This is a genomic window from Halomonas elongata DSM 2581 (assembly GCF_000196875.2).
Lineage (GTDB): Bacteria > Pseudomonadota > Gammaproteobacteria > Pseudomonadales > Halomonadaceae > Halomonas > Halomonas elongata.
The window spans coordinates 2,683,746-2,700,827 of sequence record NC_014532.2 but is presented as its reverse complement, the minus strand read 5'-3'; the positions used below and the strand labels follow the sequence as shown (position 1 = coordinate 2,700,827).

The window sequence follows — 17,082 nt, the reverse complement described above, 5'->3', positions numbered from 1 at the left end:
TCCCGCTGAATTCGGGCTCAAGCAGGGCCGGATACTCAGCTTTCGGTTTAAAAGCTGCGCTAAAAGCGGCCATGAATGGCGAGTTTGTGCTTGAAGATAAACCAACGTGGTTTATTATTCACTCTGAAGACGGAATTTAAGGCCGCTTTTTAACGTGAAAATAAACCAGCTGCTGCACAAGATCCCGTATGGCGCCGTCGTGACGACCGCCTGGCTGGCGTCACACGGCGTCACCTCTGATCAGGCGCGTAAGCTGGCTGGCAGTGGCTGGCTGCAACGCGTGGGGCACGGCGCCTACTGCCAAGCGGGGGAGCCTCTTACCTGGGAGAGCGCTGTTTTCGCCTTGCAGGCGAGCGACGACACGGGCTTACCACCGCTTTGGCCGGGTGGCCAAACGGCCCTGGCACTGCATGGCTTTGCCCACTATCTGCCCATGGGGGAGAGCACAACGCACCTGTATGGCAAGGAAGCCGTTCGGTTGCCCCGGTGGTTGAGTGATGCCGAGTGGGCAGGGCGGATGGTGCTCCACTCCGAAAAGGGCCTGCCGGTGCAGATTCCCGGCAGCTTCACGGACTACGCGCCGGATGGCAGGGCCTTCAGCTTGCAGGTATCAACCCCCGAGCGAGCTGTCCTGGAGTGGGTCGCCGTGACGCCGAACGAGCTGCTGTTCAACAGTGAGCTGGTCGACACCTTCGGCGGGCTCAATACGCTGCGTCCGCGCCGGCTGCAGGCATTGCTGGAGGGATGCCGTTCGGTGAGAACGAAGCGTGCCTTCCTGGTGCTGGCTCGCCACGCCGGGCATGCCTGGTACGGTCGTCTGGAACCACGCCGGCTGGACCTCGGCAAAGGCAAGCGGCAGCTCTGCCAGGGCGGCAAGTTGGATAGGGAATATCACGTGACGGTGCCGGAGGCGTTCCTGCATGCCGATTGAAGCTCGCTACCACGAACAGGTCAGGCTGCTGGTCTCGCTGCTGCCGTTTCTCAATGATGAGCCGTGCTTCGCCCTGAAGGGTGGTACGGCCATCAACCTCTTCGTGCAGCCATTACCCCGTCTATCGGTCGATATCGACCTGGCCTACCTGCTGTTGGAGCCCCGTGACGAGGCACTACGACGCTGTCGCGAGGCGCTGAAGCGCCTCGCAGAGGCCTTCAACTCTCGGCTGCCAGGCGTACGCGCCGAGCTTCAGGTTAATCGCCGAGACGAGCTGAGAATCCTGGTGCGCCGGGGGCGTAGCCAGGTGAAGGTGGAGGTATCGCCAGTACTGCGTGGCACTCTGCACCCGCCCCAGGAGCGCGATGTCGTTGAGGCCGTGGAAGACGATTACGGCTTTGCTGCGGTGCAGGTGGTGTCACTGCCGGACCTGTATGGCGGCAAGATCTGCGCCGCGCTGGATCGCCAGCACCCCAGAGATCTCTTCGATGTGAAGCTGCTGCTGAACCAGGGCGGCCTGGATCGAAGCGTATTCGAAGGCTTCCTGGTCTATCTGCTGGGACATCCCAGACCCTTGAACGAAGTGATCAACCCGCGACAAAAACCGCTGGACGACGTCTACCGACAGGAGTTTGTCGGGATGGCCAGGGCCGATATCCCGTTGCAGCAGCTCGAGGACGTCCGGCACGAACTTCTGACGCGGCTGGGCCAGCTGATGACGGATGAAGACGTTCGCTTCTTTCTGTCCTTCAAGCAGGGGGCGCCTGACTGGGCGCTGCTTCCGCTGACGGGCGTCGATCGACTGCCTGCCGTGCGCTGGAAGCTCGCTAACATCCAGAAGATGGGGGCTGACAAGCATCGTCAGTCTCTGGGGCTCTTGGAGCAGGCTCTGGGTAGTCTTCGGAGCTAATGCTCAATAGCCCTACGACGTACCTTCTTAAGTAGACTTCTCCTTATATCCTTTAAACGCTAGGCTGTTACGCATAATTGCGCTACGTGCAGGGGATGACATGGCGAACAGCAGGGAAGCTCTGTTCCAGTGGAACATCACCAAGGCCATGTCTGCCGGCGGCTGGGAGTACGTCAGCTGGTTGGAATTGCCCCACTATCTCCTCATCAAGCGTGAGGAAGAACGCTTGCGCCTGGAAGTGGCCGGGGAGGACTACGGCCTTACCTCAGTCAGCGATGTCCGCTCAGGCAAGCCCCACGACCCCGAGAAGCAGCGCCTGGCCGATATCATTGACCGACTCAACGACCTCTACAGCGCTGAGGTCAGCGTTTGCCAACGGTATCGCCGACCGCATTGAACGTGACGAAGCGGTGATGGCCCAGGTGCGCAACCAAAGCGAAGGCCAGGTGATGCACGGCCTCTTCCCCGAGAAGGTCCCTGACGCCGTGCTCTACGTCCTCAGCGACCACGAGAAGCAAAGCATGCCGCAGCTGGGGGATGAAGAGACTGGTAGGCGGTTTGCGTTGTTGATACTGAAGCTGCTGGCGGGGAGGTCGAGCAATGCAAGCTACAGAAGAGGCCTATTATGGCTGATAACGACCCAAAGCGGCCCTGCTGGCAAAGGCAGCATGCTCGTTTATTGGTATTATATAGCCACGCCAGCGGAAAAACATCGAAAAAACAATGGTTTGATGTGGCGGCATAAGAATGTTGAACGCGCCCGCTCGTTCAAGTCAATAAACGAGCGGGCTATCTAATACCTGTTAGGTGACTAAATGCTGGGCTTTCGCAAGGAGCTGCAAAAATGAAGATAGAAAAAATAAAAATCCAAAACTTCAGGTCTTATCGTGAAGAAATTTCAGTCGACTTCAATGACTTGAATGTTTTTGTTGGTAAGAATGACATAGGAAAGTCTACGATTCTTGAAGCCCTAGATATTTTTTTCAATGAAAACAAAGGCGTTGTAAAGATCGATAAAGATGATATCAACAAGGCAGGGATCGATGTCGATGACACAGAAATTAAGATAAGTGTTATTTTTAGCGAATTGCCAGATTCTCTCACGATCGACTCAACCAATCCAACCACCTTTCGAGAAGAATACCTATTGAACCAAGATGGTCTCTTAGAGGTCGTTAAAAAGTATCCCAATGCAGGAAAAGAAAAGGTATTCGTAAGGGCTTATCATCCTACGAACCCTGAGTGTTCGAACTTGTTGTTGAAAAAACATGCCGATCTTAAAAAATTACTGACCGAAGACATGGCCTGTGAAAACCGGTCAAAAAGCGCTGAGATCAGAAAATCTCTTTGGGAGAACTACTCTGCTGACCTGCAGCTTGCTGAGATTGAGATCGAGCTCGCAAAGCTTGAAGCGAAAAATACATGGGAACGGGTAAAAAACTACCTTCCACTCTATACTCTTTTTCAATCGGATCGAAAGAACAGCGATGGTGATAACGAGATTCAAGATCCAATGAAACTCGCAGTTCAGGAGATATTGAAAGATGAGGATTTACGGCGAGCGCTTGATAGCGTAGCAGAGAGTGTTGAGGAAAAGCTAAAAGAAGTTTCCGGTAAGACCCTAGAAAAGCTCAGAGAAATGAATCCGGAGGTGGCAAATAGTTTGTCACCAGTTATACCGCCAGCAGCCAGCCTAAAATGGCCAGATGTTTTTAAGAATGTATCGATAAGTGGTGATGATGATATTCCCATTAACAAACGGGGAAGTGGTGTAAAGAGGTTGGTTCTGCTAAATTTTTTTAGAGCGGAAGCAGAAAGGAGGCGAGATGACGAAAATATTCCCTCAATAATCTATGCCGTTGAGGAGCCAGAAACGTCACAACACCCTAGTCACCAAAGAGCGTTAATAGAGGCGTTTATTGAGCTAGCAGGTTCCGATAATACCCAGATTCTTCTCACCACTCACAGCCCTTCTATCGTAAAGCTATTGGACTTCGAGCACATTAAGCTAGTGAAAGGGGGGGCTGCAAAAGAGGTTGTGGATGTTGAGCGGGGAGATTTGCCCTATCCATCTTTAAACGAAGTCAACTATTTGGCTTTCGGCGAATCTAATGAGGAATACCATAATGAGTTATATGGCTTTATAGAGAGTGAGGGGTGGCTAAACGATTACAAAGATGGAAAGCCAACGATTCCATATATAAGGTTGCGGCCGAATGGAGACACGGTAAACGAACACAAAGTTATTAGTGAATATATTCGACACCAAATTCATCACCCTGAGAATACTCACAACCAGAGATTTTCAAACGAAGAACTTCAAGACTCCATTGGCGGAATGCGAGCATTTGTTGAAAATAATCAGGCATAGGTTTATGTTACACCTAACAAATCGCGCCACGCGGACGCACTAAAATGCGCCGGTGCGCTCCGGCGTTATACAAATGGAGGATCATGTGCTTGATTCAAAAGAAGTCGGGATTCTGACAAATAATATCAAAGATTCGTTCCGAATTAGACCCAATCATAACCCGGCTTATGTGGATGTTGCTGACCATCTAGCCCGGTTGCGATCTCACCAGCACCAGATCGTTTTTGGCCGACGAGGGTCAGGTAAGTCATGTTTGTTTGTACACTTCTTGCATGATGAACACGCACGGAATGGCGTGCTTCCTATATACATAGAAGGTGATGAATTTAAGCGACTGTCTTATCCAAACCTTTTAATCCGATTGTTGCTTAAGATCTTCGAAAATATGCCATCTTCTGATCAATGGTGGAGGAAATGGATTAGAAGGCCAAGCGCTGTGCAGCACCATATCGATGAGCTCAGGCATCTTCTCTCACAAGCTGATGAGGCCGATGTTCGAGCCACTGACGGGACGACGTCGGAAGCTAGCGGAAACGCTGGGAATGATTACATTGGAGCAGGGGGTAAACGGTCCAAGAGCCAGGAACGTCAGAGCGAGTTTAGGGAAGCAAAATTAGATCAACTGGAGCGTAGTTTATCCGATTACAAAAACGCTATTGATGATGAGCTGAAAAAATCTGGTTATGACTTTTCATTTATACTGCTAGATGATTTCTATCTTATCCCAAGAACCCGTCAACCTGACGTAATCGACTATCTGCATCGCCTGCTGCGAGGAACTGATTTTTACCTAAAGATTGGAACGGTAAGGCACAGGACCACGATCATACGAAATGATGAGCACACGATTGGTGTAGAGCTTCATCAGGATGTTGAGGAAATAAATCTAGATAGAACCCTAGAAGATGTCGAGTCGACCAGTGAATATCTGGGTCGCATGCTGGAAGCCCTGGCTTCTACCGCAGGCCTTGATGACTCAAAGGAGAAGCTATTTAACCCTGATGCATTTCATGCTCTTGTTTTGGCGTCAGGGGGCGTCCCGAGAGATTTCTTAAACATCTTTGTGGAAGCAATATCAGCTTCGGTATCTGAAAACAATGTGCGCTGGTTAACGCCAACGTATATTTGGAAAGGTGCGAGTCGGTTATCGTATAGGACTAAGCTAACTAATTTAAGAGATGAGGCGGTTTCCGACGCCTCGCCTTTAGAGAAAGTATACAGAGATCTAGTTAAGTTTTGTCTGAAAGAAAAGAGGAAAACAGGGTTTCTTGTTTCTCAAGAGGCTGCGCAGGAAAAGCCTAGTATCCATGAGCTCATATTGCAGTTGATGGACTTTAAGCTAATTCATGTCATCGAACCTGACACATCGGCTGCTTCGGGGCGAAAAGGTCGATTTGAGGCGTACACTCTAGATTTTTCCTTGTTCATGGAGCCGCGTTTGCGAAACATTGATCATGTGGAGTTTTGGAAAACAGACGAAGATCGCCGGAGAGTTGGGGTGCGAGAGGCTCCCGACTATGATTTGGCGAGAGGAGAGCGGGCCATTCGTGATGAGTTGGGTGATGACATTGAAGAGACCCTGCGAGGAGTTGAGCAATAATTTGTATAACAATCGGTTGCAGCGGACGGCGCTCCGCCGCCGCTGAACCGGAGCGTTGGGCAACACCAGAGGCAATGTTCGCACAATGGATATAACGACTCTTGCACAAGCTGTCAACTCAGAGTCCAGCGCATATTCGGTGGGCGGGTTACAGGAGCTACGGGCGGAACTCAAAGGCTTGAAACGGATTCCTGGCTCAGCAATCTTCAGCTCCCAGACTACGTTCGATGATTGGGCCTTCCACCATGGCGGTCGATCTGAGCTTCAATTCAACATTGGTGCCGAACAGGTTGGGGATGTTGCTATTACTCGATATGGAGTAGCTTTCTCCTTTGAGACAAGCCGCTCTCTCCCAACGATCGATGTATTGGTACCGAAGGTAATCTTGTTCAATGAGTACGTGAGGACCAATCTTGATGTGCTGTCCGGCTTCGAGATGTGGCACTTCCACAATGGAGTTCGGTCGGCTAATCGGACGCCTACACCCATATCGGCCGATTTAGTAGACGTTGGTACGTTTTTTTTCCTCGGTGCATATTCGCCGTCCGGTACGGTCAGCGCAAGCGAGGTTCTTTCAGCGTTTGACAGGCTGCTCCCGCTTTATCGCTTCGTGGAAGGTGGTGGTGTGCACGCCCACACGACGAGTGACTTCGCCTTCCGTCCTGGCAATGCTTCGAAGAAATCCCTAGCTATCGGAAGCACGATTGAGCGGGCGCTTTCCATTGATCTCAGGCACAACGATATGCAGGATGCCCTGTATCGAGAGCTATGCAAGAGATTTGGTTCAAGCAATGTCGGCACCGAAGTGCCCAGTGGTACTGGAGGCCGGATCGATGTCGTTTCGTGCGAAGGGCATAGTTATACTTTCTACGAGATTAAGGTAGGGCTCTCTGTTCAGGGCGTCATCAGGGAAGCGGTCGGCCAGCTCCTGGAGTATTCACTATGGCCCGGTGCGAAATTACCAACGGAACTTGTCATAGTTGGAGAGCCGGAGCTTGATGAATCGGGCCGCGCGTATTTGCACGCCTTGAACAAGGGACTTCCAATCCCCCTGTCCTACAAACGATTGATAATTTGATGACTATGTTGCCCAACAAGGCGCTCCAGCCGACCGGCTACTCGCTGCGCTCGCACCCGGCGCCTGAGCTTGACCGTTAGGCTTCCATACAATTTTATTCTAAGGTGAAGTTAAAGTGAGTAATCCCAAAAGGCCAATCAATATACACAAAGGGTATCATGCTCATGTCTATTTTGACCAAGAAACATTGGATTTTGCCTCTAAACTTTGTAAAGAAGCAGGAGATGGGTTTGGGTTGAAGGTCGGGCGCGTTCATCAGAAGTTAGTTGGGCCTCATGCTAAGTGGAGTTGTCAGATTACTTTTAGCCACAAGTCCTTTGATGAGTTCATTCCCTGGCTGGATGAGAATAGAGGGAGTTTAAGTGTATTGGTTCACGCTTTAACGGGTGATGATCTGGCAGATCATACGAAATATGCCTATTGGCTAGGCGATAGTGTAGAAATAAATTTAGATGGACTATAAGCCTAACAAGTGCAGGCAAGGGACGCTCCTGACGTCGCGCCCCTGCTGCAAACGTTAGGCATCAAACCTGGATAACTCGATGGCAAATTATTCGATCCAGCAGCTCGCCGATGACGGCCCGCCTTTCGCAATGGCTTTGCTAATGGAGTCCATTAGCCACGGTAAACTGTTCGTCACCTACGGAGAAATTCGAGCTGAGCTAGAGCATCAACTGAATATCGAGAGGATTTTTCCAACACAGATTGGTCACGTAGCTGGGTCGATGATGGATCAAATTCTCCAACTCGACCCGAAGGCTCCACTAATTAACGTTCTCATCACAAGAGCGGATGGAATCCCGGGTATAGGTGCTGGTTGGTATCTCGCAGAACGGTATGGGGAAGCCTCCCTGAAAGATTGGAATAATATCAGTAAAAAAAAGAAGTTAGAGTTGGTAGATCGTGAGAGAAAAAAGGTCTTTCGCTACCGGAAGTGGAAAAAATTAAACAGTGAGCTTTTTGGTGATTCAGCGCGGAAAAAGTTGTGCCGCCCCCCCGAAGCCGAAAGTGATTTCGTTACTACACGATGGGGCGGGGCTGCTGAAAGCGAAGAACATAAGAAGTTGAAAGAGTGGGTGTCAAATAACCCAAAACAGATCGGGTTGCAGCAAGCCTACGGTGTCGGTGAGCCTGAGCTTCGATTGCTTTCAGGAGATGAGGTTGATGTGATGTTCACTCACCAGGGGACATTTCGGGCTGTCGAGGTGAAATCAATACGCTCAAGTGACGATGATTTACGGCGGGGCATCTATCAATGCGTTAAATACCGGGAAGTTAAGCGAGCAGAGACATATCCGTATGAAGCGGACATAGAGGCGATTCTCGTGACTGAGAGAAAGCTGCCGTCAGAGCTCCAAGAGCGAGCGCGCCAATTAGATATAAAGACGAAGTGCGTGGCCGTAAACGCTCGGGATTCCGGCGGCGAAGATGCCTAACCATACGGTCAACCGGACGCCAAAAGCGTCCCGCTTTTTGGTTCCCTCCGCTGTCGCTCCGGCGCCGGTTACCTCAGCGTTATATCAGAGACGCCTAACAGGCAGCTTCTGGCCGGATGCTGAATTTCAGGCTATGCTGAAGGTGCTTTTGCGGCGCCTGATGACCCAAAGCCGACATGCTGGTAGGTCCAGTGGGCACGTCGATTCGTGTTATGTAGCTGGCGGGATGATTAGTTTGCCACCGTGTTAGCCGCGAGAAATAGCCTTCTAAGGTGATTAATCAGTGAAAACCAAATCCCCTATTCACAAGCAACTGGAATATGCTGATCGTCGTGGTGATTTGATTCCTTGCCTTCTTTCGCTTGAGAGTCGTATTCGTAGGCAGGAATACGGCCCAGTATTATGCGAGCTTCATAATTCAGGGAAAATTTCGCTGGTGTCAGATCATAACCTGGCCGTTGTTGAGGACCTTGATCACAACGAGTTTTGGTCGATTGTACATTTATTTGACCAGGCGATCCCCGAACTGGATTGTTCGATTCGAGACGTACTGAGGTTGGTCCACACTCTTGTTAGTAAAGCTGGATCTGACGGCGCGGCAGGCATGCCAAATATTTCGCTGGTTAAATGGTGCAAAGTCAATCCTGAAAAGGCTAAACTGATCGTCGATGGGGCTATATCTCTCGATAAATTATGCCTTTCGCATTGTGTTTTTGCGGTTCAAGCTCTTGGGAGCATAGAGCTTGCGTTCGAGTTGCTAGGGCACTCAGATAAAGCTGTTGTCGCGGTGGGGCTGCGTTCTCTTGGGAGGCTTGAGGTGGGCAGTGAAACAATTGCTAAACGCGTCATAGACGAGTGCTGCAAAGTCATCGCTATTGAAAAAGATCAGGACGTAAGATCTTCCGCTATCGAAACTGCTTTCAATACCTGGGGGAAATTTGGTTCGTTGGAGCCATACCGACAACAGGAGTTCCTTGAAGCTATTATCAATGCAAAGGAGGGTGACGAATTAGTTCAGTTATCAGCTGCTCTATTTTATCACTCAAAGGGCGTTGTGGCTGAGAGTATCGATATTATTTTGGAGGCTCTCGCTGGAGAAGTTTCAAATCCACAGGCAACCCTTCATTGGCTGGACCATGCCTTACATGCGAAAGACGAAGGATGGGACCTAACTAAAGTCATAGATGTCTTCGCCGCTCAAATTCCGAAGCTGGAAAACTCAATCGAACCCAGTCAGCTTCACAATTTTTGCCAGTGGATATGGAGAGGTCCTGACAATGCAGCCCAACTTTTTTCGAGTTGGCTTGTTAGCGGTCAGTTTGATTTATGCAAATTTCTCGCGGATATGGTTGGAGAAGGCGGCAAGAAAAACAACATTTTTGAAATTTCTAGGGCCAGGTTGCCGAATGATTTGAACGATCAGGTTTTCTTGGCACGAAAGTGCGTTGGTTTTCTATGGCATCATGAAGTTACCGCCGCGTCCATTCTGTTGAGTATCGTAAAAAACGGGAAGAAGTTAGCGCGAGAAGAGGCCGAAGAATTGTTATATAACCCTCTGCTACTTAGCTATAGTGGTGCTCTTCGAAGCTTCCTTGACGAACAAAGCAAAAAACCATCAAAGCGCATCTCTGGTTGTATTAAGCGCCTTATAAAAAGACATGATGCTTACCTAGAAGGTCTTAAGTCAACGGAACACTTGGTCGAATTTTGCCCCACTATTGAGCAACGACGTACCGCAGCGATTAAGGATCGTGAGCGCAATAAAGAAATTCAAAAACAAGCACATGAGAGATCGGTATTTTTCCAATTAGTTTCTTGCCAAACCCTTCTTTACGGAAAGAAAAGCTTTTCCCTAATACACGGGGAGGGTGGCAAGAAAGTACCCAGCGTCACGCCATTGTCAGAGTTTTCCTATAGTGCCGAATTTCCACGACTTTCTGTGGTTGACCCCGTGGGTTTTAACGAGATGCTCACAATATTTCGAATTGAGAAAAAGGTTTCGCAATGAAGATTATTTTGAAAGAGTACCTCGCGTCGCTTAAGGAGCGTGGAGATCTAGATAAATCTGTTTTGCCCAACCTGCTCTCTGAAATCGGACTGCGCGTACTGAACACGCCAATGATAGGGACGAGGCAGAATGGTGTAGACATAGCAGCTGTTGGAAAAATAAAAGGCGAGGAAAAGCAGAGATATCTATACCTATTCTGTATCAAGGCGGGAAACATTTCTCGTAGCGACTGGTCAGCGGGAGTTCAGGCTGTCCGCCCGGAATTGGATGAAATTAGAGACGTTTATCTGCGGAGCAACGTGGCCCGAGAGCACGCAGATCTTCCGATTAAAATCTGCCTGTGCTGCGGAGGAGAGCTAGAGGAAACAGCTCTTATGAACTGGGCAGGATACACTGACCGGTACACGACGGACAAAATAAGCTACGAAGAGTGGAATGGAGATCGACTAGCCGATCTCATGATGCGATGCCTCTTGGCCCGTGAGCTTTTAGAAGAGGAACCACGTCGTAACTTCCAAAAAGCAGTGGCAATGGTCAATGAACCTAATGTTTGTTATGAGTACACGCGTGCCTTTCTCGGAAACCTTCTACTAGAAGAGCACTCATCTCAGAAAGATCAACTTCTTCGCTTGCGCCAATCGTTTATCTGCTTACATGCAGTGATATCTTGGGCGATTGAGGCAAATAACTTAGAAAGCACATACAGGGTTTCCGAACTTGGTATGCTGTTCTGCTGGAATTTAATTCGGAAGAGAGAGCCAAAGAAAAGGCCAACTAAACATGAAGAGACCTTAACGTTTATTTTTGATCAGTTTTTAAAGCTGTATCTGACAACATCGGAGATGTACTTAGAAAAAACGGCATATGCCCATGGCGGGACGCCGCACGCACTCTCTGTAGCTGTACGATCACGGGAGTCGGTTGATGTTAATCTGGCAATGTTTGAGCTCTTGGGCAGATTGGCTACGCGTGGAATTTGGACTGATCTATTATCAAAACGTTTACCAGATGCCGATCCATATTTCTTGAAATCTTTGACAGAGAGTACTAACCGAACATTGGATACATTGGTTTCGGTGATCAATTCTAATCCGGCTCTCAGTTCGCCGATTCGAGATGACCACATGATTGAAATTGCGTTAGTTCTGTATCTTGCTCAGTTAACGCAGTCAGAGTCTCGCTTTCTGCCATGGTTGAAATCCATTTCTCACCGAACAACTTTCGCTCTTATCACGAACTCTCAGTACCCCACATGTCTGAGAGACTACGCCGATCTTCTAGCGCATCCGGAAAGTGCGGATCAATCGTACCTTGATGAAGCATGTGTGGGCAGTATTTTATATCCCTATATCTATTTTTGGATGCAGTACGTAGCCGATGAGAGGGAGATAAAAGAATTCACTGAACGTCTAAAGAAGAAGATACCAAACTGTACTCATCAAGCATGGTTTCCAGATGAGGAGTCCGATGATTTAATGTGGTGTGGTGAGACGCATCACGGCATTTGCGTGACCGATGTATCGCCTCATAATGGCCATGAAGCATTGGTGGAAACATTAAACAAAGCTATAGAAACTTGTGCTGCCATAAGTGATGTTAGTGCAGTTAGGACTGGTTTGATTCCTATGTTCTTGACTGCGTGCAGACATTACCGATTACCTATTCCGCCAAGTTTCTGGTTTTTGCGTAAGTAGGTTGAATACAAGCTTTAGCTCTAAACGGTTTTTGGAAACAACCAGATACTTTCCAGTTGCACAGGCTAAAAATGCATAACAAGTGGTTCAGGATGACGCCTACGGCGCACCTAAATCAAGCTTTTCTGAACGACCACTCTTGGCCGGATGTCGAACTTTAGATCACGCTGATGGAACTGGTGTGGCAGCTGATGCCCCAAATCAGCGGGGTAGTAGGGAGTGTACCCCTATCTATCCAGCTCATCGCTACTTTGCTTTTTATTTAAGGATTTATGCGTTATGAAAGACAGTTCCAAGGGGAGGTTCCTTCGCCGGTACACTGAGCTACCGTTTCTGATCGACTTTCTCGAAACAAAAAATATCACACTTCTCAATCCGAAGTATTGGGATGATCGTAATGACTCATATTATTTGCAGCAATATGGGGTAGCTACTGGGCTTAGCTCAATCTATTCACTGTGCCTAACTGAAACTAACGAAACTTATCATCACTGGAGGGTTTTTTCACATGGAGCCAGTGGCGTTTGCATCGAGTTTCATAAAGGAATGTTTTTGGATCGCGTGAGGCGAGTGGAAGGCTTACGAGCAGAACCAGTCATATACAGAACGTTAGATGATATGCGTTCAAAGCCGCCAGAAACCGAGGAACTTCCATTTATTAAGCGACATGCTTTTGGCGATGAAATGGAGTATCGTCTTTTCGTTGCTCGCACCAATCACGAGACGGTCTCACTCAAGATTCCAGTTGGCCTCGACACAATCAGTCGAATCATGTTAAGCCCTTGGCTCCCTAAGGAAGTCGCAAATCAGGTTAAGTCGGCCCTTCGAGCCATACGAGGATGCAGTAAGATAAAGATCTACAGATCAACTTTGGTAGAGAATGAAGCTTGGAAAAAGTTTGCGAAAAATGAAATATAACAATACGTAGAAAGTGGCGTTGGACCCGATTCGCATTTTTTCTTCGATAAGGCTCTACCCGGCGTCCAATGCACCTGAGCATAGCGCTATATCAGAATCTCCTTAAAGGCAGCTTCTGGCCGTAGGCGGTCAGCATGCCTCTGAGAGAAGCGATCTTGCGCCCATGCGCCCCTCATAGGCATGCTGCTTAAGAGGGGGGAGGCCCTTGAGCGGTGCAGCAGCGGTACACACACTAGCTTCCTGTGCTATCTTCAACCTTCGCTAAGCTACTGATTTCAAAGAACTGTACCTTTCGCTCGATTACGGTTGGTTTTCCTTGTGTGTCAGTAGTTTATGGCTTTAAAAGCCAACTCATAATCCCAAGGTCGGCGGTTCGAGTCCGCTTGGGCCCACCAGCTTTCACCTCGCGATCAAGCTTGGTTGCTCCTCTGAAATTTCTCCCTGTCATGCCCTTGAGCCCCGCAACGTGGCGGAAACTGATAGGGTAGCGATGGCTCTCGTGCACCAGCTCCGAACCAATGCCACCTAAGCCGTGCCATATCGGTGGCCGTGTTTCTCGAACCTTGTTAGCCCCAGCATGGCGCCTCTCACCGGCTCCGGGGGGAGAACTTCCTCGCACGCATTAATTTCGTCCATATGAGACCTTTGGTGTATTGATCATCGGGAGCTTGGCCCCTACCTTTATTTGTATGATGTATTACATGAAGGTCCTTTTCTTTCTTAAAAGTCCTATTCGCTCGGCTGATGAGCTAACGAATCAAGCCAGTAGAAGATAAGGGCTGAGTATTGCTGTTTCAGCTTCTGACCGTCATGTCTGATTGAAACAAGTTCGAAGGTGATACCGATGCTTCACCATGAAGAAGTCGGTAATACGATTAACACAGCAAGGAGTTCGGGATGAAATTACAAAAAACACTGCTGGGAATGGCCTGTATGTCGGCACTTGCTGCTGGTGCCGCCCAAGCGGATTATCCGAATCGCGATATTCGTGTCATCGTGCCTGCGGCCGCTGGCGGTGGTACAGACGCTATCGTGAGAAAGATTACCAATCTTGCTGAAGAATCCATGCCGGTCTCGATGTATGTAGAAAACGTCGCGGGCGGAATGACAGCCACCGGCCTGTTGCAGTTAATGGATGCGCGCCCGGACGGGCAGACGATTGCTGCCATCACCTATGACAGCATCATTACCATTCCCTGGAAGGATATGTTGCCGGGCTTTGGTATGGACCGTATGCGGATGATCGCGCGTATCACTCAGGAAGCCGATGCCATCACCGTGGCGGAAGATGCGCCTTATCAGTCTCTTGGCGATATGATTGCCGCCGCCAAGGAGAATCCCGGAAGTATACGGATCGGCATCCAGAATATGGGGGCCAGAACCCACCTGACATTGCTGCAGCTTCAGGATCAGACCGGTGCAGAATTCAAGATCGTTTCCTACGACAACAGCGCCGCCACTCAGAAAGAGGCGCTTCTCAACGGTGAGGTCGATGCTGTCGTGACCAGCCTGGGGGATCTCGCGCCTTTGATCGAGTCCGGTCAGGCTCGTGGTCTGGTCGAGTTCTCTGATACTCAGAACGAAGGCTTTCCCAATGTTCCGCCGGTGACAGAGACAGATACCGGGCTGGATCTTCAGATGGGCAGCTTTATCACCCTGGTTGCCCCTGCACGTACACCGGACGATGTGATTGATAAGCTGGAGACCACCTATCATGAGGCCTACGAAACCGATGAATTCCAGCAGTGGCTGACTCAGATCGGTGTGACGCCGGCATGGCTAGGGTCGGAAGATGTCACGGAATGGTCGCGTGACACTCAGCAGCAGCTCTTTAACACCATGGATAACCTGGTTGAAAAAGGCGTGCTAGAAAAGTAGGTGTCCTCTTCATGATCATACTGTCGCTGCGCCGTGCACATTGCATGGCGTAGTGGTTTTATAAGGGGTTCTCATATGTCTTCGAAACGGCTTTCGCTGGATGGTGGGTTCTATGTTCCTGCAGTCCTGGCAATCATCACACTAGTCTACCTTGTCTCTGCGATGCAGATCGGCACGCCGATGAAAGATGGAAATATGACACCTTCTTTCTTTCCTATAACAGCAGCGGCAATCATGCTGATTGCTCTGGTCTGTGCAATGGTCCAGGAGATTCGCCGGGCTCGCAGTATTGATACTGAGAAAAAAGGCGAGGCGTCTGGCAGTGAAGAGGGCGAGAAAGAAGGAAAAAATGCTGCTGGGATCTCATTGGGTGCGATCTGCGTCGCTCTGCTGACGGCCGGATATCTTCTGGCTTTCGATCTGATCGGATATTTCGTCTCGACCTTTCTCTATGTTCTGCTGTTGATGTTTCAGTTCGGTAGTTTCTCGGTGAAAAGTTTGCCAATGAAACTGATCGCCACGTTCATTGTTACTGGTGCTGGGTTCTTGCTTTTCGAAGTCTTTTTCCAGGTTCGTCTTCCGACGTTATGGGGTTAAGGATCATGGAATCTTTATATGGACTACTGGGCGGGTTCTCTGCCCTAGCTAACCCTGAAACATTGCTCTACATGATAGGCGGATTTCTGATTGGCACCCTGTTCGGGGCCGTGCCGGGGCTGACGTCAGTGCTGGCTATCGCACTTCTGCTTCCTCTGACCTACAGCCTTGATGTCACCACGGCACTGGTCGCTTGCGCTAGTATCTTCATGGCGGGCATGTGCAGCGGGAGCATCACGGCGACGACGATCAATATCCCTGGCGCGCCTTCATCGATGATGACAGCGCTTGAAGGCTATCCGATGCAGCAGCGTGGCGAAGGTGCCAAGGCATTGGGGCATGCCGCTCTCGGGTCGATGATCGGTGGTTCCGTGGGTGCTCTGCTGTTGATGGTAATGTCGCCCTTGGCCGCCGATATTGCCTTGCTGATCCGCACGCCTGGCAAGTTTTCCCTGATCGCCTTCGCTCTCGTCGTGATCATCATCTCCCAGCGAGGGTCGATCACAAAGGGAATGATTGCCACCCTGCTTGGTGTGATGGTGGCCACTATTGGTATCGATGTGGTGCAGCCGGTGGCGCGTTTCACCTTCGGTAGCAGCGTGCTGGTTCAGGGGATCGACATGATGCCGCTGATCATCGGTACGTTCGCCATTAGCGAGCTGCTGATTCAGGCCGACAGTCGTAGTGCCCGTACCGTGGATCCCAGCAAACTGCAGGCTGCAAAGGTACGCCGCCGCGACTTCATTCCACCGCTGTCGGAAGTCCGGGAAATCGGCATTCTGCGCTATCTGAAGAGCGCGCTCATCGGTTATTCGGTTGGTATCCTGCCTGGCGCTGGCGGCTCGATGGCGGCTTTCGTCTCCTACGCAGAATCCATGCGTTCCTCGAAGCATCCGGAGCGGTATGGCAAAGGGAATCCAGAAGGCATCGCATCTTCCGAATGTGCCAACAACTCCATGTGTGGCGGTGCATTCGTCCCCATGCTCACCTTCGGAATTCCCGGTGATCCCACCACGGCCATCGTTCTCGGCGTGCTGGTGATCAATGGTCTGCAGCCCGGGCCACAGTTCATGACCCAGCAACTCGACCTGGTCGCTCCGATGTTTGCCTCGCTATTTGTCAGTGCACTGATCCTTGTGCCTCTGACGCTCTACCTGCTGGGGCCGTACTTCCTGAAGATCGTGTCGATTCGCCGTGACGTTCTCTATTCGAGCATCGCCGTGGTGGCGCTGGTAGGCAGCTACGTCGCTACCTATTCGACCTTCCAGATGGCACTGGCACTGGTGTTTGGCGTGTTGGCCTACTTCCTGCGCAAGCAGAAATATCCCACCGTCTGCCTGCTGCTGGGCTTTGTTCTCGGGCCGAGCCTGGAGGAATACTGCCGTCGCGCACTGTCGATCAACGATGGTAATCCGATGGTCTTCCTGACCAGTCTGGATAGCCTGTTCTTTATCGCCCTGACAGCCGTCTTCTTCTACTTCATGGTGATTCGCAAGCCTAGGGAAAACGCATTGAATGTGACGTCTGGCTAAGCCGCTGCCGGACGAAAGCGCCGCAATCGTCACGTAGCGATTGTGGCGCTTCTGTATGCGACGTTCGCAGTGAGCCGACCGGCATGTCGGCTGGCTCATGCTTTGACTCCATTCATCGCCCGCGCCGCG

15 protein-coding genes are annotated in these 17,082 nt (G+C 50.2%); all 15 read left to right on the top strand.

From position 1 onward, the window contains the following. Positions 1-154 precede the first annotated feature (154 nt). The 15 genes from HELO_RS12645 to HELO_RS12575 all read left to right on the top strand — a co-directional run bounded on the left by HELO_RS12645 (position 155) and on the right by HELO_RS12575 (position 16,953). On the top strand, positions 155-931 hold the full coding sequence (locus tag HELO_RS12645; protein ID WP_013333050.1) for a type IV toxin-antitoxin system AbiEi family antitoxin domain-containing protein: 777 nt from the start codon (positions 155-157) through the stop codon (positions 929-931). After that, complete coding sequence (locus HELO_RS12640) at positions 921-1,841, top strand: nucleotidyl transferase AbiEii/AbiGii toxin family protein (RefSeq protein ID WP_013333049.1); 921 nt, start codon at positions 921-923, stop codon at positions 1,839-1,841. Before HELO_RS12645 ends, HELO_RS12640 begins: the two co-directional genes overlap by 11 nt. 100 nt (positions 1,842-1,941) lie before the next feature. After that, a complete protein-coding gene (locus tag HELO_RS12635; protein WP_013333048.1) occupies positions 1,942-2,238 on the top strand; it encodes a hypothetical protein in 297 nt (98 codons plus the stop codon). 16 nt (positions 2,239-2,254) lie between these two features. Then, positions 2,255-2,638 (top strand): hypothetical protein, encoded by a 384-nt coding sequence (locus tag HELO_RS12630; RefSeq protein WP_041602130.1) that lies wholly within the window; start codon positions 2,255-2,257, stop codon positions 2,636-2,638. A 47-nt stretch (positions 2,639-2,685) separates the two neighbouring features. Further along, a complete protein-coding gene (locus HELO_RS12625; RefSeq protein ID WP_109637484.1) occupies positions 2,686-4,212 on the top strand; it encodes an ATP-binding protein in 1,527 nt (508 codons plus the stop codon). 85 nt (positions 4,213-4,297) lie between these two features. Further along, positions 4,298-5,812, top strand: coding sequence for a hypothetical protein (locus tag HELO_RS19195; protein ID WP_157953421.1), 1,515 nt, complete (start codon positions 4,298-4,300; stop codon positions 5,810-5,812). A gap of 85 nt (positions 5,813-5,897) precedes the next feature. Beyond that, entirely contained in the window at positions 5,898-6,890 is a 993-nt protein-coding gene (locus tag HELO_RS12615; RefSeq protein WP_049786236.1) for a hypothetical protein, read from the top strand. Between the two features lie 115 nt (positions 6,891-7,005). Beyond that, entirely contained in the window at positions 7,006-7,353 is a 348-nt protein-coding gene (locus tag HELO_RS12610) for a DOPA 4,5-dioxygenase family protein (protein ID WP_109637483.1), read from the top strand. 79 nt (positions 7,354-7,432) lie between these two features. Continuing rightward, the gene (locus HELO_RS12605) at positions 7,433-8,326 is read left to right on the top strand and encodes a hypothetical protein (RefSeq protein WP_041602128.1); all 894 of its coding nucleotides are present in this window, start codon (positions 7,433-7,435) and stop codon (positions 8,324-8,326) included. Between the two features lie 283 nt (positions 8,327-8,609). Further along, positions 8,610-10,334, top strand: a complete 1,725-nt coding sequence (locus tag HELO_RS12600; RefSeq protein WP_041602127.1) for a hypothetical protein — start codon at positions 8,610-8,612, stop codon at positions 10,332-10,334. Further along, positions 10,331-12,028 (top strand): hypothetical protein, encoded by a 1,698-nt coding sequence (locus HELO_RS12595; protein ID WP_041602126.1) that lies wholly within the window; start codon positions 10,331-10,333, stop codon positions 12,026-12,028. The genes HELO_RS12600 and HELO_RS12595 overlap by 4 nt, the downstream gene beginning before the upstream one ends. Positions 12,029-12,307: 279 nt before the next feature. Next, positions 12,308-12,946, top strand: coding sequence for a DUF2971 domain-containing protein (locus HELO_RS12590; RefSeq protein WP_109637481.1), 639 nt, complete (start codon positions 12,308-12,310; stop codon positions 12,944-12,946). A gap of 897 nt (positions 12,947-13,843) precedes the next feature. Next, on the top strand, positions 13,844-14,824 hold the full coding sequence (locus tag HELO_RS12585) for a Bug family tripartite tricarboxylate transporter substrate binding protein (RefSeq protein ID WP_013333047.1): 981 nt from the start codon (positions 13,844-13,846) through the stop codon (positions 14,822-14,824). A gap of 75 nt (positions 14,825-14,899) precedes the next feature. Then, complete coding sequence (locus HELO_RS12580) at positions 14,900-15,421, top strand: tripartite tricarboxylate transporter TctB family protein (RefSeq protein WP_041602125.1); 522 nt, start codon at positions 14,900-14,902, stop codon at positions 15,419-15,421. Positions 15,422-15,426: 5 nt separating this feature from the next. Next, the gene (locus HELO_RS12575) at positions 15,427-16,953 is read left to right on the top strand and encodes a tripartite tricarboxylate transporter permease (RefSeq protein ID WP_013333046.1); all 1,527 of its coding nucleotides are present in this window, start codon (positions 15,427-15,429) and stop codon (positions 16,951-16,953) included. Positions 16,954-17,082: the final 129 nt, after the last annotated feature.

Coding starts and splice junctions, on each gene's coding strand:
- HELO_RS12640 (WP_013333049.1), top strand. CDS start 921: ATGCCGATTGAAGCTCGCTACCACGAACAGGTCAGGCTGCTGGTCTCG.
- HELO_RS12635 (WP_013333048.1), top strand. CDS start 1,942: ATGGCGAACAGCAGGGAAGCTCTGTTCCAGTGGAACATCACCAAGGCC.
- HELO_RS12630 (WP_041602130.1), top strand. CDS start 2,255: ATGGCCCAGGTGCGCAACCAAAGCGAAGGCCAGGTGATGCACGGCCTC.
- HELO_RS12625 (WP_109637484.1), top strand. CDS start 2,686: ATGAAGATAGAAAAAATAAAAATCCAAAACTTCAGGTCTTATCGTGAA.
- HELO_RS12615 (WP_049786236.1), top strand. CDS start 5,898: ATGGATATAACGACTCTTGCACAAGCTGTCAACTCAGAGTCCAGCGCA.
- HELO_RS12605 (WP_041602128.1), top strand. CDS start 7,433: ATGGCAAATTATTCGATCCAGCAGCTCGCCGATGACGGCCCGCCTTTC.
- HELO_RS12595 (WP_041602126.1), top strand. CDS start 10,331: ATGAAGATTATTTTGAAAGAGTACCTCGCGTCGCTTAAGGAGCGTGGA.
- HELO_RS12590 (WP_109637481.1), top strand. CDS start 12,308: ATGAAAGACAGTTCCAAGGGGAGGTTCCTTCGCCGGTACACTGAGCTA.
- HELO_RS12585 (WP_013333047.1), top strand. CDS start 13,844: ATGAAATTACAAAAAACACTGCTGGGAATGGCCTGTATGTCGGCACTT.
- HELO_RS12580 (WP_041602125.1), top strand. CDS start 14,900: ATGTCTTCGAAACGGCTTTCGCTGGATGGTGGGTTCTATGTTCCTGCA.
- HELO_RS12575 (WP_013333046.1), top strand. CDS start 15,427: ATGGAATCTTTATATGGACTACTGGGCGGGTTCTCTGCCCTAGCTAAC.